The organism is Holophagales bacterium (assembly GCA_016719485.1).
Classification (GTDB): Bacteria; Acidobacteriota; Thermoanaerobaculia; order UBA5066; family UBA5066; genus UBA5066.
Map to the genome: position 1 here is coordinate 298,615 of JADJZB010000030.1, position 19,848 is coordinate 318,462.

At 68.2% G+C, this 19,848-nt stretch carries 15 protein-coding genes; 3 read left to right on the forward strand and 12 right to left on the reverse strand.

From position 1 onward, the window contains the following. Window positions 1–4: 4 nt before the first annotated feature. Genes IPN03_22950 through IPN03_22980 form a run of 7 tightly spaced genes read right to left on the reverse strand, consistent with a single transcriptional unit; the run spans window position 5 to window position 7,880 of the window. Complete coding sequence (locus IPN03_22950; GenBank protein MBK9376494.1) at window positions 5–967, reverse strand: glycosyltransferase family 2 protein; 963 nt, start codon at window positions 965–967, stop codon at window positions 5–7. Continuing rightward, the gene (locus tag IPN03_22955) at window positions 964–2,340 is read right to left on the reverse strand and encodes a glycosyltransferase (GenBank protein MBK9376495.1); all 1,377 of its coding nucleotides are present in this window, start codon (window positions 2,338–2,340) and stop codon (window positions 964–966) included. Before IPN03_22955 ends, IPN03_22950 begins: the two co-directional genes overlap by 4 nt. Then, window positions 2,337–3,848, reverse strand: a complete 1,512-nt coding sequence (locus IPN03_22960; GenBank protein ID MBK9376496.1) for a glycosyltransferase — start codon at window positions 3,846–3,848, stop codon at window positions 2,337–2,339. Before IPN03_22960 ends, IPN03_22955 begins: the two co-directional genes overlap by 4 nt. After that, complete coding sequence (locus IPN03_22965; GenBank protein ID MBK9376497.1) at window positions 3,838–4,833, reverse strand: GDP-mannose 4,6-dehydratase; 996 nt, start codon at window positions 4,831–4,833, stop codon at window positions 3,838–3,840. Before IPN03_22965 ends, IPN03_22960 begins: the two co-directional genes overlap by 11 nt. After that, window positions 4,830–5,624, reverse strand: a complete 795-nt coding sequence (locus tag IPN03_22970; protein MBK9376498.1) for an ABC transporter ATP-binding protein — start codon at window positions 5,622–5,624, stop codon at window positions 4,830–4,832. Before IPN03_22970 ends, IPN03_22965 begins: the two co-directional genes overlap by 4 nt. Further along, complete coding sequence (locus IPN03_22975) at window positions 5,608–6,447, reverse strand: ABC transporter permease (GenBank protein ID MBK9376499.1); 840 nt, start codon at window positions 6,445–6,447, stop codon at window positions 5,608–5,610. The genes IPN03_22970 and IPN03_22975 overlap by 17 nt, the downstream gene beginning before the upstream one ends. Beyond that, entirely contained in the window at window positions 6,444–7,880 is a 1,437-nt protein-coding gene (locus IPN03_22980; GenBank protein MBK9376500.1) for a glycosyltransferase, read from the reverse strand. Before IPN03_22980 ends, IPN03_22975 begins: the two co-directional genes overlap by 4 nt. A 60-nt stretch (window positions 7,881–7,940) precedes the next feature. Between IPN03_22980 and IPN03_22985 the strand changes: the two genes are divergently transcribed. Next, complete coding sequence (locus IPN03_22985; protein ID MBK9376501.1) at window positions 7,941–9,749, forward strand: class I SAM-dependent methyltransferase; 1,809 nt, start codon at window positions 7,941–7,943, stop codon at window positions 9,747–9,749. 9 nt (window positions 9,750–9,758) lie between these two features. Beyond that, window positions 9,759–10,463, forward strand: coding sequence for a class I SAM-dependent methyltransferase (locus IPN03_22990; GenBank protein ID MBK9376502.1), 705 nt, complete (start codon window positions 9,759–9,761; stop codon window positions 10,461–10,463). 75 nt (window positions 10,464–10,538) lie between these two features. Here IPN03_22990 and IPN03_22995 read toward each other — a convergent pair whose 3' ends face one another. From IPN03_22995 to IPN03_23005, 3 genes are all read right to left on the reverse strand, one after another. After that, window positions 10,539–11,117, reverse strand: a complete 579-nt coding sequence (locus tag IPN03_22995) for a hypothetical protein (protein ID MBK9376503.1) — start codon at window positions 11,115–11,117, stop codon at window positions 10,539–10,541. Between the two features lie 120 nt (window positions 11,118–11,237). Further along, complete coding sequence (locus IPN03_23000; GenBank protein MBK9376504.1) at window positions 11,238–15,347, reverse strand: SUMF1/EgtB/PvdO family nonheme iron enzyme; 4,110 nt, start codon at window positions 15,345–15,347, stop codon at window positions 11,238–11,240. Between the two features lie 11 nt (window positions 15,348–15,358). Then, a complete protein-coding gene (locus tag IPN03_23005) occupies window positions 15,359–15,955 on the reverse strand; it encodes a hypothetical protein (GenBank protein ID MBK9376505.1) in 597 nt (198 codons plus the stop codon). A 435-nt stretch (window positions 15,956–16,390) separates the two neighbouring features. Here IPN03_23005 and IPN03_23010 point away from each other — a divergent pair, with 435 nt between their 5' ends. Further along, window positions 16,391–16,717: a hypothetical protein gene (locus IPN03_23010; protein ID MBK9376506.1), complete on the forward strand. Its 327-nt coding sequence runs from the start codon at window positions 16,391–16,393 to the stop codon at window positions 16,715–16,717. Window positions 16,718–16,829: 112 nt separating this feature from the next. Here the strand turns inward: IPN03_23010 and IPN03_23015 are convergent, their stop codons facing one another. Together IPN03_23015 and IPN03_23020 are read right to left on the reverse strand one after the other, a co-directional pair. Next, complete coding sequence (locus IPN03_23015; GenBank protein MBK9376507.1) at window positions 16,830–18,665, reverse strand: sigma 54-dependent Fis family transcriptional regulator; 1,836 nt, start codon at window positions 18,663–18,665, stop codon at window positions 16,830–16,832. Window positions 18,666–18,734: 69 nt separating this feature from the next. Continuing rightward, window positions 18,735–19,847 (reverse strand): class I SAM-dependent methyltransferase, encoded by a 1,113-nt coding sequence (locus IPN03_23020; GenBank protein MBK9376508.1) that lies wholly within the window; start codon window positions 19,845–19,847, stop codon window positions 18,735–18,737. Window position 19,848 lies beyond the last annotated feature (1 nt).

The following is a 19,848-nucleotide window of genomic DNA, read 5'->3' on the forward strand; positions in this document are numbered from 1 at the left end:
TGCGTCAGCGCGCCGTCGAGACGACTTCCGACCTGGCCCGGGAGAGAGCCGCCGTGTCGCGCCGCCACACGCTCCGGCGGGAGCCGCCCACGAACGGAGTCACGAGCCGGCGAAGGACGATGCGAAGGCCCGAGCCCAGCAGGATCGCGGCCCGCGCCCGACGCGCGTACGCGGCACCCCTCCTCCTTCCGGTCCAGAGGAGGAGGTCGCTCCAGAGACGCCCGAGGTCCGCATTCCCGAGGACCGTCCCCTCCTCCTTCGAGGAGATGGTCGCTCCGTGGTGGTGGACGACCCGAAACCCGGGGACGATGCGGACACGCCAGCCTCCGTCCCCGGCGCGAAGACAGAACTCGAGGTCCTGCCCGTAGAACCGGTAGGACGTCTCGAACGGCCCGATCTCGCGCCAGAGGGAAGCTCTCACGGCCATGGCTGCGCCGGAGACCCACGCCACCGCCGCGACCTCCGGAGGGTGGAGCGGCTTCGCCCGGCGCCAGAGCGGCAGACGCCCGAGGGCGGCCGGGGCACCGCTCGCCTGGGCCAGGAGCCAGACCAGGCCCGGTTCAGGGCCCCCGCTCCACTGGGGCGTCCCGTCGGGGTACGTCAGGGCGGCGCCGGCGATCCCGAGGGCCGCCTCCGCCTCGAACGCGTCGAGGACGCTCCCGAGGCTCGAGCCCTCGATCTTCGTGTCGCTGTTGAGGAAGACGAGGAGATCCCCGGTCGCCTCTGCGGCCCCGCGGTTCACCGCCCGCGAGTAGCCGGTCGGCTGTTCGTTCCTGAGAACCCGGACGCCGGACCGGCCCGCCAGCGCTTCCGCCGTCCCGTCGCGGCTGCCGTCGTCCACGACGATCACCTCGAGGTCGACCCCCGCCGGCACGCGCGACGCGAGGACGGCCTCGACGCATTCCGACGTCAGGATGCGGGTGTCGAGCGTCGGTACGACGACGGAGAGGCGGCGGCAGGACGTCACGGCGCCTCCCCGAGAAGCTCCCGGTAGAGCGCCAGCCGCTCCACGGCCGCCTGGGAAGCGGAAGGTTCCGCCCGGTTCCCGCGCAGCGGAGCGAGCTCGAGCTCTCCCGCGAGGAGCCGGCGCAGCGCGCCGTCGACTCCCGCCGCTCCTTCCTCCAGCGGCACCAGGACGCCCCCGCCTTCTGCGTGCACGCGGTCTGCGATCGCGCCGTGCTCGAAGGCGAGGACCGGGACGCCGGCCGCGCGGCACTCGCTCAACGTCAGCGAGAAGGTCTCGGGCCAGACCGACAGGAGCAGGGCGAGGTCGACCCGCTCCTCGCGAAGCCGACGCACGAGGCCTCCGGCGCGATAGTGCCCCCGCACGCGTGCACCGAGACCCTTCGCCCGAAGGAGGAGCCCGGGGTCTCCGCTCCCGTAGATCGACCACCTCACGGGACGGGCCGCGCTGCCGGAGTGACGGCCGAGGAGCTCCTCGAAGACGAGCGCCCCCTTGTGAGGGCGATACGCCCCGACGAAGGCGACGTGGAACGGCTCCTTCCCGCCTCCGGAAGAAGCCGGCGACCCGGTGGACGAGTCCGCCGGAGCCTCTCCGGGCGCAGGTGGAGCAATGACGCGTTCGAGGCGGGATGCCACCCCGAAGAGCGCCGAGTGCTGGCGGCGCAGGAACTCGGAGGGGTATACGGCCGCGTCCGCCGATGCGAGGAGCGCCCCGGCGGCCCGTCTCCAGGCCTCCACGAAGCCCGCCGGAAGCGGCCACGAGGCCGCCAGGCAGGCGCGGCAGCGGGCCGCGTCGGCCGAGTAGCCGCAGAAGCGGCCGTGCGGCTCCTCGACGAGGTTCGGCCGGGGACAGTAGAGGGCGAAGTCGTGGAGGGAGAGCACCAGCTTCCGTGGGCCGTTCGCGAGAGACCCCAGCGCGTCCGGCGGCCAGCCGGCGAGCCCCTCCAGGTTCACGACCCCGGCCCCGATCCGGGTCGCCGCCTCGACGACCGTCGGCACGTCCGCGCGCAGGCCGTCCCGGGGGTCCACGCTCCCTCGACAGGGCCCGAGGCGGGCGCGGAGCCTCGCCCCCCGGCGCACCGTGTGCAGAGTCCATCCGTCGGCCTCGGGCGAGAGGAGAGCCGTCGGACGCAGCCGCTCCTCCTCGGCGAGCCGGGGCCCGAGCTGCGTCGGAACGCCCCCGAATCGCGGGGCGAGCGGGGTCGCGAGGACGTCCAGTACCGCGATCCGTGCACCCGGTTCGAGGAGCTCGCCCAAGGAGACCTCTTTCTCGGCACGGCGTTGGGCGAGCGTCGCCCGGCGGTCGGCCAGGCGCTCCTGCATGCCGCGCACGCCCTCGGCCCGGAGCAGCTCCCAGCCGAGCAGGAGCCTCCTCACGACGCGCCCCCGGAGCCGAGGAGCTCGGAGTAGACCTGCTCGAGCCGTCGCGCGGCGTGGTCCCGGTGCGTCGACGCGCCGCCCGACGGCAGGACCTCGACCGGGGCGGAGCCCGGCAGGGATCCCGCGTCGGTCCAGCGGGCGAGGACGGCGTCCGAGTCGGCCACGTAACGGTGCGCGTCGAGCGCGACGCGGGTTCTCGCCGCCTCCACCGCCCGGCGAAGGGCGCTCCGTTCTCCTGCCCCGCGCGGAGGATCCTCGTGCAGGTGGACGACGATCGGCGCCCCCCGGCGGCGAACGCGCCGCAGGACGTCGCCCAGCGCGCCTCCAGGCTCGTGAACGTGGACGATCTCGGGTTTCACGTCGTCCAGGAACCTCTCGAGCCCGGCCGGGTCGGCGTTCCCGGCGCCGTCGACGAAGCGGACGCGGACCCCGGAGTCCCACAGCTCGCAACCGTCCTCCTCGTCCGGGCTGACCGTACCCCTCGCCGCGCAGGCGGCCACCTCTCCCCGCGTCGCCTGCTCCAGGACGAGGGCCCTCACCCGGCCCGCAATCCCGCCCTCGTCGCGCGTCTGCCACGCGGGAGCGAGGTGGAGAACCCGCGGGACGGGCCTCGAGCCACGCGCGCGCGGCGGGCGCAGCGCGTCGAGCACCCTCTCGCGCGCAGCGCGCAGCGGGTCCTCGCGCATGAACTCCGCGAGCCGGGGGAGGAACAGCGGGTGCCGCCGGGCGAGGAGACGCTCGGCCGCCCGGGCTCGTCCCGCCGTTTCGCCGCCGAAGCTGCCGCTCCCCCTGTGCCAGACGTAGGTGGCGTCGTCCAGCACGTGGCTCCACCCGCGGGCGGCGAGCCGCAGGCAGAGGTCCACCTCCTCGCCGTAGCCCAGGCCGAAGCGCTCCTCGTCGAAGAGCCCGGCGTCCGCGAGGGCGTCCCGGCGCAGGTAGAGGCAGAACCCGACGCCCGTCGGGATCCGCGGCCGGCTCCGGGCCGACCGCTCGCTCACCAGGCGTGCGAACGACGTCACGGTGTGGCCCGAGGGAACCCGGTTCGCGGTGAACGGAAAAGGGAGGGACGCGAGCGAGGCGTTGCTCGAGAACGGCGTGGCGCTCGCGATGCCGGGAGCGGAGCAGGCGGCCGCCTGGAGGTTCTCGAGCCATCCCTCCGCCACCTCCGTGTCGCTGTTGAGGAGGACGACGTCCCGGTCCGAGGCCCGCATCCCCGCGTTCGTGCTCGCGACGTAGCCGCGACGTTCCGGGCGCCGGAGCACCAGGACTCCTTCCGGACGGAAAGCCTCGAGCGCGCCTACGAGGCGCGCGGGACTTTCGGGGAGAGGCCCGTCGGCGACGACGACGACCCGGTGCCGACGGAGATCCGTGAAGGCGCGGATCGACCCGAGGCAGCGGGCCAGGTCGGGCGAGGGCCCGTAGACGGGGAGGACGACGTCGACCGCCGGGCCGCCGGAGGGGCCGGCTCCCGGCTCTCCCGTTTCGGGCCGGTCCTCATCCGCCATCGGGCTGCTCGATCGCCGCGAGCTCGGCCTCGACCATGCGGCGGACGAGCTCGGGAAACCCCACCCGCGGCTCCCACCCCAGCTCCCTGCGAGCCTTCCCGGCGTCTCCACGGGTTTCCGTGATGTCGACCGCCCGGGCGTACCTGGGGTCGAGGACCACGTGATCGCGATAGTCGAGCCCCACGGTCCGGAACGCGAGATCGCAGAATTCCCCTACGGAGTGGGTCTCTCCCGTGGCGAGGACGTACTCGTCGGGCCGATGCGCGCCGAGGATGGCCCGCATCCCCGCGACGGTGTCGGGCGCCCAGCCCCAGTCGCGACGGGGAGACAGGGTTCCGAGGTGCACCTCTCTCTCGAGGCCTCGGGAGATGCGCGCGGCCGCGCCCGCGATCTTGCGGGTCACGTAGTTCTCGCCGCGCCGCGGGCTCTCGTGGTTGAAGAGGATCCCGGCGCACGCGAAGAGCCCGTAGGCCTTTCGGTAGATGCGGACGAGGTTCAGGGCGTAGAGCTTCGCGGCGGCGTACGGGTTCACGGGGCCTGTCGGCGTCGTCTCGCTCTGCGGCGATTCCGCCGGCTCTCCGAAGATCTCGCTCGTGGCCGCGAGGAAGAACCGTGCTTCGGGCGCGTTCTGGCGCACCGCCTCGAGCAGGCGCAGCGTTCCGAGGCCCGTCGTGTCGGCCGTGTACTCGGGGAGGTCGAAGGAGATCTTGACGTGACTCTGCCCGGCGAGGTGGTAGACCTCGGAGGGCATTACCTGCCGCACGACCCACTGGAGGCTCGACGAATCGGTCAGGTCCGCGTAGTGGAGGACGAGCCTCCCCTCGGCGCGCGCGGCGGCGCAGGGCGGGAGGGTGTCGAGGCGGCTGCGCTGCAGGTTGCTGGCCTGCCTCACGAGCCCGTGGACCTCGTGACCTTCGGCCAGCAGCGCCTCCGCCAGGTACGAGCCGTCCTGGCCCGTGATGCCGGTGATGAGGGTGCGCGTCACGCCGCGCCGTTCCCGGCCGGCAGCACTGTCGACCCAGCGTGGGACCACGCCCGGTAGCGCTCGCACACCTCGGCCGCGGGCCCGTCCGCGACCACCCGGCCTTCGCCGATCCAGACGGCCCGCTGGCAGGTCGCGACGACCTCTTCCAGGGAGTGGGAGACGAACAGGAAGGTCTTCCCGCGGTCGCGGAACTGCTCCATCCGGTCGTGGCAGCGTGCCCGGAACCGCTCGTCCCCGACCGAGAGCGCCTCGTCGACGAGGAGGATGTCGGGGTCGACGTCGGTCGCGACCGCGAACGCGAGCCGGGCGACCATGCCGGTCGAGTAGGTCCGGGTCGGCGCGTCGAAGAACCCCTCGAGCTCCGCGAACGCGACGATGCTCGGAAGGCGCTCGATCATCTCCTTGCGCGAGACGCCGAGGAGGGCTCCCTGCAGGGTCACGTTCTCGCGCCCCGTCAGCTCGCCGTGGAATCCGAGCCCGAGCTCCAGGAGCGGCGCCACCCGTCCGCGGACCACGACCCGGCCGGTCGCGGGCCGCCGGACCCGGGCGATGAGGCGCAGGAGCGTGCTCTTCCCAGCCCCGTTTGGCCCGATGACCCCGACGCGTTCCCCGGGACGGATGACGAGGTCGACGTCCCGGAGGCCGACGAACTCGTCCCTCTCGAACCGCCCCGCGAGCCGCCGGATCGCGTACTCCTTGAGCGAAGCGACCATCTCGCGCGGGACGGTGTAGCGGACCGTCACCCCCTCCACGAGGATGGCAGGAAGCGGCGCGTCAGCTTCGGGAGGCATAGTCGTCGATGCGCGAGGAGTAGAACCACCACCCCACGGCCAGGCTGACCGTCGCCGCGAGGCACGAGAAGAGGATCGTCTTCCACCCCGGAAGCCAGCCGTTGTACAGGGGCGCCCGGAAGACCTCCACGAGATAGGTCATCGGGTTGAACCTCACCAGCGGCTGGAACCGCTCGGGGACGATCTCGCGCGGGTAGAGGATCGGGGTCACGAAGAACCACGGCTGCAGGAGCACCAGGTAGGTCTCACGCACATCCATGAAACGACTGGCGAGGGTAAAGATGACGAGCCCCACACCGGCGGTGAAGGCCGCGCCGAGGACGATGGCGACGGGCAGGAAGAGCCACGTCGCCCGGATGGGGTGTCCCGTCAACAGCGCGATGACGAGGAGAGGCACGAGGCTCACGGCCACGTTGACGAGAGCCACCCCGAGCGCCGACGCGACGAACGCCGACCGCGGCAGGTAGATCCTCCGGGAGAGCTCGAGGGCGTCGGTCGTCAGGTTCGCCGCGTGGCTCGTCGCCTGCGAGAAGAACGTCCAGAAGAGGGTCCCCGTGAGGAAGTAGACCGGGTAGTTGGGCACTTCGTACCGGAGGATCGCCGAGAACGCCACCGTCAGCGCCGCCATCTGCATCAGCGGCCCGAGAAGTGTCCACCCGACCCCGAGAAAGGACCTCTTGTAGCGGACCTTGATGTCGCGGGAGATCAGCTCCCGGACGAGGTGGCGGAAACGCCAGAGCTCGCGCGCCTCCGCGATCACGCGCCCACCCCGTTCGGACGAGTCGTAGATGTCCTTCGGAAGTTCCATCGGCGGGACGTTCAAGTGCCGGATTCTAGCGTCCGGGCGCTCGCCGCACCGGTTCGGGGGCCGCGGTCGCCCACGCCCGAGAGGATCGCCGCGAGCACGCTCCCCATCCGCGCGGGGTGGTACCGGTCGAGGAGGCTCGCTCTCGCCGCGGCGCCGACGGCCGCGCGGTGACCCGCGTCACCCGCGAGCGCGCGAAGCGCCACGAGCCATTCCTCGCTCGTCGACGCGAGGTACCCGTCGCTCCCGTGCCGGATCGCGCTCCGGTAGGGCGCCGTGGGAGAGGCGATCGTCGGAACCTCCACGGCCGCCGCCTCCACCCACTTCAGCTCGCTCTTCGCCTCGCAGAAGGGGTTCCCGTGCTCGAGCGGCGCGAGGTTCACGTCGAACGTCGCGAGGACGGTCGGGAGGCGGCGCCATGGGACGTACTCGAGCTTCTTCACCCGGGGAAGGAACGGCCCCCACTCCGGGCCGAGGTCGAGGTAGCCGATGAGGTGCAGCTCGACGGCAGGGTTCTCGGCGAAGAGCGTCAGGAGGGCCGGCGAGGCCTCGAGGAAGTCCCGGTTGTGGGTCCTCGAGCCGCTCGCGTAGCCCAGGACGACGCGGGACGGGTCGCTTTTCCGCTTCTGCCGCGCGGCCTCGGAAAGCTCGAGGAGATCGAGGCTCGGGGCGTTCCGGTGGACCCACGCGGGCATCCCGAGCGCCCGGACGGCCTCCGCGAGAGGCTCGGTCGGGACGATCGCGCCGTCGCAGAGGGCGAGCGTCCGGCGGTACCGCTCGAGGCTGTCGCGGAAGAGGGCGGCTTCCGCCGGCTCCATCCACTGGAGGGCGTCGATCCGCTCCATGAGGCCCGGGTCGAAGACGAGGTCGTCGACGTCGAAGAGAACGGGCGCGCCGTGCCGTTTCGCGGCCTCGACGATCCTCGCGACCGCCGTCGAAAACGGGATCCGGTGGAGGACGAGGAGGTCGTGCCGTTCGGCCTCGCCGACGATCCCGGCTCCCGCCCCGCGGCGGAGGACCGACCGGACGCCGGCGAGCGCGAGCTGCTCGCGCGGGGTCGCGCAGCGGTACCTCTCCATCGCACCGAACGACCCGCTCACGAAGAGGACGCTCCCCGGTGCGCCTTCGGCCCCGGGACCGGCGCGACGCCGCAGGCGCGCGAGATGGACGCTCTCCCGCGCTTCCACGACAGTGGCGCGGGCCGTCGTCCGGAATCCGTCCTGCACCCAGGGACGCAGGGACGAGAGGCCCCGTATGACCACGCTGCGCCGGCGGGAGCCCTTCGGCGCGACGAAGTCGATCAGCTGCCTCGCCTTCTGCGTGAGGAGCCACCCGAGCGACCCCTCCGCCTCCTGGAGGGAACGGGCGAGGGCCTCGACGTCCTTTCGAAGGACCTCGTTCTCCGCCCGCAGGCGGGCGAGCTCGTCCTGGTCTTCGCCCGGCGCTTTCATCCTCTCCGATTGTCGCAGGGCGCCGGCGGGCGCCCGGAAATCGTGGGTTAGCATCGCCCGATGGGAGCTTTCGCCGGACCGCACGTCCGCTGGCTTCGGGATCGCGACGACCTTCCCCCCTCCCAGCGACGCTGCCTCGGGTGCGGCACCGAGTCGCCCATGCCGGCGGTCGTCGAGGCGACGGACGTCGTCGTACCGGGCCTCTATCGCCGCTTCGTCCGCTGCCCGGCCTGCGGCACCTACCTCATGGATCCCATGGAGATGCCCGACTACGGCGGGCTCCTCGCCGGCCGCCTCGCACCGGACCCCTACGTGGAGGTGGGCGCGGGCATCGACTTCATCAGCATGCTCCTCACCGCGGTCCCCGTGGCGCGGCGCGAATCCTCCGGGCTCGTGGACGTCGGGTGCGGCTGCGGCTTCAGCGTCCACTTCTGGAGGTCGCTCGGCCGCGAGGGCCTCGGCGTCGAGCCTTCCGCCCTGGGATTCGCCGGCGAGGAGCGCCTCGGCATCCCGGTCGTTCACGGCTTCGCCGGCGCCGCCCCCGAGCTCGAGGGCCGGCGCTTCGACGTCGTCCTCAGCTCCGAGGTCGTCGAGCACGTCCCGGACCCGTCCGGATTTCTCCGCATACTCGCCTCGCTGCGCGCCCCCGGCGGTCTCGTCGTCCTGAGCACTCCGGACACGGGCCCGCTCGACGAGGCCGACCCCGACGACCTCGAGGCTTGGGAGGTCCTGAGCCCGGGGTTCCACACGTGTGTCCTGAGCCCGGCCGCGCTCCGGAAGCTCTGCGTCGACGCCGGCCTCCCCGCCGTCCGCATCGAGAGGTCCGGCGCTCACGTCGTCTGCATCGCCGGCGAGGACGTCGCTGACGCCGCCATCGACCGCATGGAGGCCCGGCGGGAGTACGGCGCGTACCTGCGCCGCGAAGTGGAGAAGGGCTCCTCCTCGACCTCCGTCCGCGACGGGCTCACGTTCCGGCTCTTCCAGCACCTCATGAACGCGGGCGACTGGGACGCCGCGAAGGAGGTCCGGGGCCGCCTTCGGCTCTCCCTGCTGGAACGCTACGGCGACGACGTCACGGATCCCGAAGTCTGCCGTCGCCGCGCCGGGGCGATCCCGGGCCCGTCCGAGATCGGGCAGCACGTTCCGTGGTTCCTCCTCGAGCTCCATCACGCGCTCGGGATCCTCGAGGTCGCCGGCGGCGGGTCGGCCGAGAAGGCGCGACATCACTTCGACCTCGTCGCCGAAACGGCCCCGAGGCTCGTCGCGCTGGACCCGACGTTCATTCCGACCGCGACGAGCTACGCGTACAACGCGCTCTACCAGGTCGCCGCGATGGCCCTCGGCCGCGGCTCCGTCACGGAGGTGGAGAGGTTTCTCGATCTCGAGCGAGACCGGGAAGGCACGGGGCTCGACTTCCCGCCGGGGCGAGAGATCCTCGCCATCGCGGCGACGGAGCTCTTCAAGGCTCACGTCTTCTCGGGGCGTCACGAAGCGGCCCGACTCGAGGAGGAGCGCCTGCAGCGGCTTCTCTGCCGGGCGCTCCGCGTCGAGCGGATCGACCCTTCATCGCTCGCCCGCGGGGTCCGCTCGGAGCCGCAGGCCGCAGTCGAGCGCGAAGGGCTGCTCCAGGCGGTCGCGTGGTCGACCTTCGCGCGTGGAGCCCTGCGCCTGAACGGGGACGGACACGCCGACGTCGCGATCGCCCTGTTCGACGAGGCCCTCGACCTCGCCGACGCGCAGCGGTCGTTGCCCGCCGGCCCGGCCTTCGCCGACGCACTCACGAAGTCCGTCCGGCACGAGAGGGAGCGCGCCCTCGCCCCGGTCGGCCTCGCGACGCGCATCCGCCGGCTCTTCAGCGGCAGCGCCTAGCCTGAGAGAGTGAGATCCGACTTGGACTGGTACTTCGCGTTCCTCAACCTCCTGCATCGCCCGCTCATCCGAAAGGCGGAGCGGTTCCGTTTTCACGAGCTCCTTCCCGAGTTCCTGTCGATCGTCGGAAAGATGCCGGCGCCGGTCGTCGTGGAGATCGGTTCCCGCGACGTCACGGGAGTGCTCCGACGCGATCTCTTCCCGAAGGCCGCGCGATACACGGGCTTCGACATTCACCCCGGGCGGGGCGTCGACGTCGTCGGCGACGCTCACGAGCTGTCGCGCCACTTCGAGCCCGGTTCGGTCGACGTCGTCTTCTCGGCCTCGGTCTTCGAGCACCTCGTCTTTCCGTGGAAGGTCGTGCTCGAAATCAACCGCATCCTCAAACCCGGGGGCTACGTCTTCCTCTCGACCCACCCGGTCTGGCCCGCTCACGAGCTCCCGTGGGACTTCTGGCGGTTCCCCGTCGCGGGCCTATCCCACCTCTTCATCCCAGAGACCGGCTTCGAGATCGTCGAGGCCGTCGAGGGCCTCCCCTGCCGCGCCTACTCTCTCGTGGCCGACGCGCCCACGAGGGGCCTGTTCCGGCATCCCATGAACATGGGGATCGCGCTCGTGGCGAGGAAGACGGGCGAGTACGACACCGAGAAGTTTCGGTGGGACGTTGACGTCCACTCGGTCGTCCGATCCGAATACCCGAAGCCGACGCGCTGACGGGAGCCGCCTCCGCCTGGTCCGCCGCCCCGAGGCCGGAGCGGCAGACCGTGCGAGGAATCCGGCGATCCCACCTCAGGGGGCGAAGTAGCCTGTGATGTCCAGGGTCAGGTGGGCCGAGCCCGGCTTCTGGCCCGTCGAGTACCTCACGTACATGTCGGGGTTGCCGGTCGAGTAGGGTCCGAGCGGCACGATCGCCCCGTTCGACGTCACCGTCTCGCCCTGCCCCACGATCATCGTCGCAACCGTCGGAAAGGCCGCGTTCGAGGGCCACATGTTGAAGTAGCCCAGCGTGTTCCCGTTGACCATCGACGCGTTCACGCTCACCGCCGCGGCCGTCGACGGCACCCCGCAATTGCCCGTTCCGTCGTAGAGAGGCGCGAGCCGCACCTTGATCCCCACCGGGTTCAGGGCGTCATACGGCCCGGGCCACCACGTCTCCGACGTCGGCGGGTAGAGCGCCGTGATGACCGTCGGCGTGGTGTTCCGCGGCGGCGGCTGGAACGGGTTCGGATACCGCGTGTCGACGATCCGGCACGGCGTGACGGCGTAGTACTGGTAGCCCTGTGCCTCGGCGCTCTCCGAAACGATGACCGCTGCGAATGCAGCGGCCAGAATTCCGGTGAGACCGATTGCCCTCCGCTTCGTTTCCATGGCTGCAACTCCCCTGCTGGCATACAAAGTGTCCGTCATCGTTACTCTCCTGTGTCTCGCGCGCCAAGCCCCATACAGGCCGTCTTCTATAAGTCCATAGGGCCTCTGGCTGATCCTCGGTCATCGCGTCCGCGCCACCCGAAAGCCGATGCGGTGGCTGAACTCGTTGGGCTCCATAAACAAGCGCGCGGCGGAACGGGCTCGTGCAAGGACGTCGGAAGCCGAACCGCCGCGCACGACCCTGTAGGTACCCGATGGCGGCCCGACGGGATTGGTTTCCGGCACACCACTGTAGTCTGAATACCAATCTGCACACCACTCATAAACGTTTCCATGCATATCGAACAGGCCGTACGGATTAGGCCTTCTGGTGCCCACCGGATGCTGAGAGCCTCCAGAGGAGCCGCAGAACCACATGTAAGGATCGGCCTCCGCACTCGGGTTGCAGACTTCATAACCATTGAGAGCATCGCCGAAAGAGAACCTGCTCTGAGTGCCACCCCTGCACGCTCTCTCCCACTCCGCCTCCGTGGGTAGCCTGAACATTCCCGCGCCCTGCTGACCGGTCGCTGATAAATGTGCATTCAGTCTCTGAAGAAATCCATCTGTTCCCGAGACCTGATTCCACGACACCAGATTCTGGGGACAGGACGCCCCGCACGACGGGTTGTCGTCCGGGTGCGATGCCATAACCGCGACCCATTGAGCGTGCGTGATCTCGTACTTGCCAATATAGTAGTCACTCGAAATCGAAACCTGGTGCAGCGCTTCGGTAGTCCCGTCTGTCTCTCTGCTTCTCTCAGTAGTCGGCGATCCCATTTGAAAGGTACCTGCCGGAACTCTCGTTAGGATGAGCGGGACGTCTCCTGGAAGCCAGACAGTGACCTCTTGCCACGAAGGTGCGAAGTACCCGCTGACGTCGAGCGTGAACTGCGTCGTGCCCGAGGACGTGTCTGCGAACACCACCGCGGCTCCATCCGGACCAAGCTTGGCAATCACGTTATTTGAACTCATCCGGCCCGCACGGAAGCTGAGCGCCGTGGCTGCTGTCGGGCTCGTCCCGCTCGGGATCAGCTTGAGGGCACCATGAGCCGGGGGGCTGATCGCGGTCAGGTTCACGGCTACCGCCGTGGCGGTGGCGGGAACGCCGCAGGAGGCACCCGCAACATAGATCATCCTTGATCCTTGGGGCGAGAGCCCTGGCCCGCCGGCGGGCCCTGCGGCATTGCGGGAATCGATGATCCGGCATGGAGCCAGCGGATAGAAGGCGGTACCGTTACCGTTCGCACAACCTGACATCGTAAGCGTGTAGGGCCCGGTCGCACCTTGATGGTAGGAAGTGGCCTCCACGGTCCACTGCCCTGAAGAAGGAAGGGTGAACGAGATGTGCGAGTTCAGTCCGCTCCAATCATCGTTCCATGCCACGACGTTTCCAGACGGATCTAAGAGATACAGGTAGGCGTCGAAGGACGCAGAGACGAGGTCGAAGGTGATCGTGCGGCCGGCTTCGCCGGCAAAGCAGTATCGATCGACGTAGACGCCTGGGCCGTTATGACCGTTCGTGGCATCTGTGGTGGACAGGCTGCCCACCATCGGCGATGCGCAACTGAGTGTCGTACACGTCAACGGCGCCGGCGTCGTCCCGCTCACCTCGTTCGAAAAGCTCGAATCCCCGGCGCTGTTCGTCGCACGCACCCGGTAGTAGTAAGTCGTGCTCGAGCTGCACGTCGTGTCCGGGTAGCTCGTCGCACTTGCTCCCGCCGTCCCTATCTGCCCCCAGGTCCCAGCGGTACCCGTCTTCCGTTCCACCTTATAGCCCGTCTCGTTGGTCGCGTTGTCCACCCAGACGAGGTTGATCTGGGTCGACGACGCCGCAGACGCAGATAGGCCAGACGGAGCCGCCGGAATCGTTACGGGAGGCGCCGGCGTCGTCGCGCTCGCCTCGTTCGAATGACCCGAGTCTCCGGCACCGTTCGTCGCTCGAACCCTGTAGTAGTAAGTCGTGCTTGGGCTGCATGTCGTGTCCGGGTAGCTCGTCGCACTTGCTCCCGCCGTCCCTATCTGCCCCCAGATCCCAGCGGTACCCGTCTTCCGTTCCACCTTATGGCCCGTCTCGTTGGTCGCGTTGTCCACCCAGACGAGGTTGATCTGGGTCGACGACGCCGCAGACGCAGATAGGCCAGACGGAGCCGCCGGAATCGTTACGGGAGGCGCCGGCGTGGTCGCGTTCGCCTCGTTCGAAGAGCCCGAGTCTCCGGCACTGTTCGTCGCTCGAACCCTGTAGTGGTAGGTCGTGCTCGGGCTGCATGTCGTGTCCGGGTAGCTCGTCGCACTTGCTCCCGCCGTCCCTATCTGCCCCCAGGTCCCAGCGGTACCCGTCTTCCGTTCGACCTTATAGCCCGTCTCGTTGGTCGCGTTGTCCATCCAGACCAGATTGATCTGGCTTGACGACGCTGCAGACGCTGATAGGCCAGACGGAGCCGCCGGAGGCGCCGCCGGCGTGGTCGCGTTCGCCTCGTTCGAAGAGCCCGAGTCTCCGGCACCGTTCGTCGCTCGAACCCTGTAGTAGTAAGTCGTGCTCGGACTGCATGTCGTGTCCGGGTAGCTCGTCGCACTTGCTCCCGCCGTCCCTATCTGCCCCCAGGTCCCAGCGGTACCCGTCTTCCGTTCGACCTTATAGCCCGTCTCGTTAGTCGCGTTGTCCATCCAGACCAGATTGATCTGGGTTGACGACGCTGCAGACGCTGATAGGCCAGACGGAGCCGCCGGAGGCGCCGCCGGCGTGGTCGCGTTCGCCTCGTTCGAATAGCCCGAGTCTCCGGCACTGTTCGTCGCTCGAACCCTGTAGTAGTAAGTCGTGCTCGGACTGCATGTCGTGTCCGGGTAGCTCGTCGCACTTGCTCCCGCCGTCCCTATCTGCCCCCAGGTCCCAGCGGTACCCGTCTTCCGCTCGACCTTATAGCCCGTCTCGTTGGTCGCGTTGTCCATCCAGACCAGATTGATCTGCGCTGACGACGCTGCAGACGCTGATAGGCCAGACGGAGCCGCCGGACCCGCCACCACCGGAATCGAGAGCCTGGCCGCCGGGAAGCCCTGTTGGTCCAGGTAAGACGATGTACGAGGGGAAAGGTCCCCGAAGATCGCCGGAGCCGAAGGTTGAACGGCACCGTTGTCCGACGTGGGTTCCTGGTGAGATGAGTTCACGTAGTTCGCACGGTAAAGAAATGCCACTGGGCTGGTCGCGTCTAATGCCCGGACCCGCAGGGTCACGAAGTACGAGGCATTCGACGGCAGGGACAATCCTCTCCGCGCGCTGAACAGTCGGTTCGTCGCCAACATCGTCGTGCCGCTGTATCTGTAGATAGTCGACCCTATGGCACGGTCGTCAACAGCATCCCACTCTGGCGAGTAATCGTAGACAGCCACCGCCGCATTACCGGCCGTCAAGCTGATGTCCAGGTAGCACTCACTACTCGGAACCGGCGAGAATCCTGCCGAAACGACGTACTGGAACGTGACGTAGTAGTCGACTCCCACTGTCATCAATGCAGGAGCACCGCTCTGAACGCTCGCATCGAGAGAGGAACCGTAGAGGTACGAAGCAACGTAGGTATCGTCCGTCTGCAGACTACGCTTCTGACTACCCTGGGGGATCGCGTAGTACATCACGTTCTGCGCAGTGCTCGAGTGTCCGCTCCCGACCACATGTCCCAACTCGTGTAGTGCCACGGAGCGGAAATCGTATGCGGTCGATGGCGTAGTCGAGGAGAAGGCCCACGTGTAGTAGGTGTTGAACTTAATGTCGGCTCCGTCGGGCTGGTAACCCGACGGCCAGGGATATGTCGTCACCGCGAGCGCCGCACCCGATTCGTGGTACCAGCCGACGTCGTGAAAGGTGTCCAGGGGATCCGGTGGGTCTGTCGTGTTCGAGATCGAACTCGTATAGAAGGTCCATTTTGAAAGCACCCCGTTCCATTGCGTCATAGCCGCCACCAGCTGTTGCTTTACATCGCTCTCATTAGCGTTGCTGGGAGCCCCTGATGCGTTGTAGTACCACGTGTTGTTCGAGGTACCAACGGCTGCCGGGTCCTTCTTAGCCGGGTGACGGCTCCATGCCTGTGTCCTATGCAGCGCGAACTTCGCCTGCGCCACTGATTCGAAACTCAAAATCAGAGCCACCACGAAGTAGACAAAACCAATCCCGACGCGCATGCGACCGCCGGATCTCACAGGGCTCTCCTCTACTTCCAACGAAGGAGTGCGCCTGCGCTGAGCAACTCGTCCCTGACTCGCAGAAGCGAGGAGCGGAACTCCGCATAGGACATCGGATCGTCGGCCGGGATGAGTCGATGGGCTGTCACTGTCACCGGTACGCCGGCGCCTTCTCCCTTCGACATCGAGGGAACCACGCTGCTCACCGACTCAAGTCGCGTCGGCTGTCCACCGTAGCTAAAGAGGAGGCCATTTCTCTCCTCAATGGTGCCCGGTATTAGCGCGATGATCCTCTCGTATCGATTCGCGAGACTGAGGAAGAGGACGTAGCTTTTGCCCAGTTGAAGCTGCGGCATGCCTTCGACAGAGTCGTCGAGTGTGAGGTCGAGTTCGTCTCCCAAGAGGGATCCGACGAGGAGGTCATCGATCCGGAGGCGATACATAGAACCGCCCGGGATGGAGGCTTTCTTCAATACCGACATCCTCCCGCCGAGCTGAGCGTGCCGGACCAAGTCAGCCGTCGAAAACTCACTGATCGTCGTTGCGGCCAGCGTGCCGGAGAACGCAAGCAGAGTCGCGGTAGCTGCCAGTCCGCACATGTGAACGAAGCTCGATTGAATCCTCACAGACTCCTCCTGCATGGCCCCACAGGGAGACCTCAAGTGACCGGCTCTGGCGAAACAGGACCCCCGACTCCCTCTTGTCGCAAGCGGGATCTCCGAGAGACCTGTCCGTTACGTTCCGGGTCTGCAATTCGGACGCCATCGACGCTTTCGGGCACGAAGGATTCAATTCGATCTGACCTGATTGACGGGACGTGGTGCCGAAGCATCAGTACGATTCTCGGTTTCCTGTCCGGTAGCCAACAATCTTGGCGGCCCATGAAACGCTGTGTGCAGCGCTCTGACGGGTCGTCCTCGGCGATTCCCTTCGTGCGTCAGGGATGTGGCTTCCGCGGCCAGGGCACTGCTTCACGAGTAGGCCCTGGCATGGTTCGTCGGAAAGCCTACGCCAGGGTCCGTTCAGCCTGGACTGGCCCGGGATCCTAGGGCAGCCGCGAGATGGTAATCACGCGGCCTCATGAAGAGAAGAGAATCGAGGAGGCGGGAGCGCTGCTGCGAGGGGGAGAGGAAGCTGTGGCGTTCGATGCGCCACTGGTGGTTGTAGCGATGCTTGAAGCCGACGAGGGCGCGCTGGAGATCTTCGAGAGTGTCGAAACGATGGAGGCAGAGGAGCTGCTCCTTGAGGGTTCGGATGAAGGGCTCGGCGCCGCCGTTTCCCTCGCGCTCTCGCACGTAGGCCGGGCTCGAGGCGATGCCGAGGAAGAGAACCTTCGATTGAAAGCTGATAAAGGAGCTGCCGTGGTCGTGGCGACGGGCCAGGCCTGAGGCAACGGAAGCGCTGTAGCAGCCAACAGGCCGCTGACAAAGGCCCCGAGAGCGGGAATACCCGAGACGTGAGGTCGATCTCTCTGTCGAGACCAACGTCGGGAGGGGCGGCCTACAAAGGACGTCCGCTTGGAAAGAGCCGTGCGAGCTTCAGTGCAAGCCCATTCCTCGTGATACCGAGTATCTTCGCGGCTCGTGTCTGGTTGCCCGCGGTTTCTGCCAGCGCTGCCGCAATCATCTCCTTCTCCAACTTGACGACTCGATCTCGGAGTTCGAGACCGCCCCCGCCCAAGTGCTGCCCAGGGCGAAGAGTCTCCCGTTCGGCCGCTGAGCCCGACCGACCTTGCCTAACCGCCCAGTCAACGGTCTTGAAGTGTTCTGCGCCCAATAGGGCACCTGCCGGACAAAAGAGAACGGCGCGATGCACTTCGGCCTGCAGCTCCCGGACGTTCCCCGGCCAGTCGTACGCCTCGAGGAGGTCCAGCGCCTTGCGGCTGATGCCGCGAATCTGCTTCCCCTCCTCCTCTGCAGCGCGGGCAGCGAGGGCCGCGACGAGACCTGCTATGTCCTCCTTCCGGTCGCGGAGGGGGGGGACGTGGAACTGGAGACCACGCAGGCGGTAGAAGAGGTCCGAGCGGAAGCGCCCGGCCCTGGAATCCTCGAGGAGATCTCGGTTCGAGATCGAGATGACCCGCACGTTGACCTTCTCCGGTTTCGAGGCACCGATCGAGTGGACCTCGCGCTCCTGCAGGAAACGGAGGAGCTTCGGCTGAAGCGAGAGCGGCATCTCGCCGATCTCGTCGAGGAGGAGCGTGCCGCCGTTCGCGTCCAGGATTCGCCCGAGCTGCGCGTCAACTCCCGTCGCGACGCGCGCACGGACCCCGAAGAGCTCCGATTCGAGGAGCTCCGCCGGGATGGCGGCGCAGTTGATCGCCACGAACGGGCCTCCTGCGGTCGGTCCGGACGCGTGGATCAGCTGTGCGATCAGCTCCTTGCCCGTTCCCGTCTCGCCGTGGATGAGGACGTCGATGCGGGAGTGGACCGTCTTCGCGATCTGTGAGAGAAGCCCGCGCATCGCGATCGAATCGCCCCGGACCATCCCCTCGGGAAGGACGAGCTGCCGGTGCCTTGGCACCGAGATCGCGACCTCACGCGCCAGGGCGTTCCGCGTGTCGGTGAGGTGATCGAGGCTGAACCCGAGGAACTCCCTCTGCCAGGGAGCGAAGGCGGCGCCGGCCGGCAGCAGGACGAGCGCGGCGAGGGCGTCGGGTGAGCACGACGGTTGGAAGGCGCCGGTCGTGTCGCCGATGTCCAGAAAGCAGAGACTTCCCTTCGCCCCGGAAGGTGCCGGGAGTGCAGAGAGAGCTCGGCTGTCGGGAGCTTCGCCGCTCGCAAGGACGACCTCGCGTCCCGAGGGACTCTCCCGAAGCAGGGCGACGGTCTCCGCACCGAGGACCCTCCTCAGCCGTTCCAGCAACTCGTCCGTGCCGGGCTTCGGGCGTCCCTCCTTGCCGAATCCGTTCAGGTCGCGCAGGAGACCGAGCGCGTCCCGACCGGTCGGACTCGACGTGATCGTGTCGGTGACAGGGGCGGAGGCTTCGGAAGGCCGGAGGGGGTGGTCGGGCTGCCGCGCGAACTCGACGGCGATCTCGAAGTCGGACGTTGCTCCGTCCTCGAGCGAGAGACGGGCGGCGCCCGCGTGGACGATGAGCCCCGGGAAAAGGGCGACCTCCCGGTACCGCTTCCCATTGACGACAAGCCCGTTCTTCGAGTCGAGATCGAACAGGCGGGGCGCGAGAGAATCGGGCACGAGGCGGGCATGGAAGCGCGAGACACCCGCGACCTGTACGACGAGGTCGTTCGAGGGGTCCGACCCGAGGCGAGCCTCCGCCTCGGGCACCGGGAACCGGAGCACCTCGTCCTCGCCATGGATGACCAGGCAGCGCATCTCCCCTCCGCGACCGAGGATTATCACCCAGTCGGGCGGGGGGGAACCGAAGGCTCCTTCAGGCGGTGTTCACGCCGGCGCCGGGTACGAGAGCGCGCGCCGGTTCGACTCGGCCGCTTCGCTCGGCCAGGCGATCTCATCGCGGCCGACGGTGCGCACTTTTCGCGAGAGGACACAGGCCCCACCGACGCTCGCGATGGTCGGCATGCCGAGGTAGGCACCCTTGCGGCAGTCCGGGTGGACGTAGACCCGCCCGTAGCCCTTTGCGTCAAGGACCTCGAAGCCGCTTGCCGGCCCGAACAGGAGGCGCAGCCCCTCGTCCGAGAACCGCCAGAAGTCGTTGGGCATCTCGTGGATCGGCCAGGTGTGCGGGGCGTTGTGGAACGTGAGCCCTCCGGGCTTCAGCACCCGGTTGATCTCGCGCGCGACGAGCCAGGGGGCCGAGAGGTGCTCGAGGACGTTGAGGGAGAAGACGCCGTCGAAGGTCTCCGAGCCGAAAGCGCCGGAGAGGTAATGCGCGTCGGCGACGACGTCGACGTTTCGTGCCGGAAAGATGTCCGTGCCGACGTACCGGTGGAAGCGCTCCCGGAACACCTGGGCGTCGGGCGAGACGAGCCGGCTTCCGATCTCGAGCACGCGGCCGCGACGCGCCTGCATCTCGGCGATGAAGTCCGGAAGGAGCGGGCCCGTGTCGGTCGGCTCCCACGGCTCCGGCTGGGGCTCGGGGAGGTCGGGCACGATGCGCCGTACCCCCTGGTCGGTCACGAGGACCCAGGAGACGGGAGTTCCCGGCCGGGATGGGACCCACGCCTCGAATCCGGTGTGCACGACGTGCGGATGGTCGGGGTAGAAGCGGAGAAGGTCGGGCCGGTCGTGGAAGGTGTCGACGACGACACGCGCTTCGCCGACCTCGATCTCGAGCCGCAAGAGGCGCCGCTCGTGGCAGTGGAGCCATCCCCGGAAATACATGCCGTAGCGGTCGCACCAGAACTGGTCGATCAGGTAGGCGTAGGCGATCGAAGGATCGCTCCTGACGGGCGGTACGGCGAGCCCGAGGCGTTCGTTCAGGCGGCGGTTCTCGTTCCGCAGGCGTGCGACCTCGAGCGAAAGGCGAGACCGGTCGGACAGGGCGCGAGCGATGGATCGGGCGCGCGCCCCCCAGTGCTTCACCGTCGATAGCACG

What these genes read in the sequence shown, in the direction of transcription:
- IPN03_22960 (MBK9376496.1), bottom strand. Translation starts at nt 3,848, where the DNA reads ATGGCGGATGAGGACCGGCCCGAAACGGGAGAGCCGGGAGCCGGCCCC.
- IPN03_22970 (MBK9376498.1), bottom strand. Translation starts at nt 5,624, where the DNA reads ATGCCTCCCGAAGCTGACGCGCCGCTTCCTGCCATCCTCGTGGAGGGG.
- IPN03_22980 (MBK9376500.1), bottom strand. Translation starts at nt 7,880, where the DNA reads ATGAAAGCGCCGGGCGAAGACCAGGACGAGCTCGCCCGCCTGCGGGCG.
- IPN03_22985 (MBK9376501.1), top strand. Translation starts at nt 7,941, where the DNA reads ATGGGAGCTTTCGCCGGACCGCACGTCCGCTGGCTTCGGGATCGCGAC.
- IPN03_22995 (MBK9376503.1), bottom strand. Translation starts at nt 11,117, where the DNA reads ATGGAAACGAAGCGGAGGGCAATCGGTCTCACCGGAATTCTGGCCGCT.
- IPN03_23010 (MBK9376506.1), top strand. Translation starts at nt 16,391, where the DNA reads ATGGTAATCACGCGGCCTCATGAAGAGAAGAGAATCGAGGAGGCGGGA.
- IPN03_23015 (MBK9376507.1), bottom strand. Translation starts at nt 18,665, where the DNA reads ATGCGCTGCCTGGTCATCCATGGCGAGGACGAGGTGCTCCGGTTCCCG.